Source organism: Pseudomonas laurentiana, from assembly GCF_014648275.1.
In the GTDB taxonomy this organism is placed as follows: Bacteria; Pseudomonadota; Gammaproteobacteria; order Pseudomonadales; family Pseudomonadaceae; genus Aquipseudomonas; species Aquipseudomonas laurentiana.
In genome coordinates, this window is the sequence record NZ_BMQU01000207.1 from 1 (window position 1) to 516 (window position 516).

The window sequence follows — 516 nt, forward strand, 5'->3', positions numbered from 1 at the left end:
ATACTGCCACAATGTGGTTTTCAGCATCGGACCTCCTATTTTTCTTCTTTTTAATTTTGTGACTGAGATATTTGATGTCAGCTTCAGTCATGTTAACACTGTGTTCACTGGTGGATGACGTTACAGGTTCGACAACGTTAAGATAGAAAGCGAGAGCGTAATCATTCTGGAATGTTAGGACTTCATTGGTTGTAGTAGAATTCCAGTCTATAAGCTCAGGATGTGTGAGTGAAAGAGTAGTGGCGGGTTCGAGTGCGTTCACGGTATTGTCATCAAATGCGTGGACTAGCAAGTCGAGGCCTAAAGCGATTTCGTCCATAGGTGCGTTCGAATTCCTAAGAGAACTAACGTCGTCAACTGAGGACGCGAGAACATTAGTGGATCGAAACTTGTCAAACATCACCCCAGACGTTTCCCCCACTTCGAGTAGGTTTTCAAAGACATGGATTTGATCAATGTCTTTTTCAGTTGTAGCTTCTGAAAGAGATTCATACTCATATTCCCCGGAGTCTGTAC

Annotated in this window: 1 protein-coding gene; it reads right to left on the reverse strand. The window is 43.0% G+C overall.

Annotated features, from left to right (window positions below):
- Positions 1-516 (reverse strand): hypothetical protein (locus IE038_RS24675; RefSeq protein WP_229775754.1); only part of this gene is annotated, 516 nt, incomplete at both ends.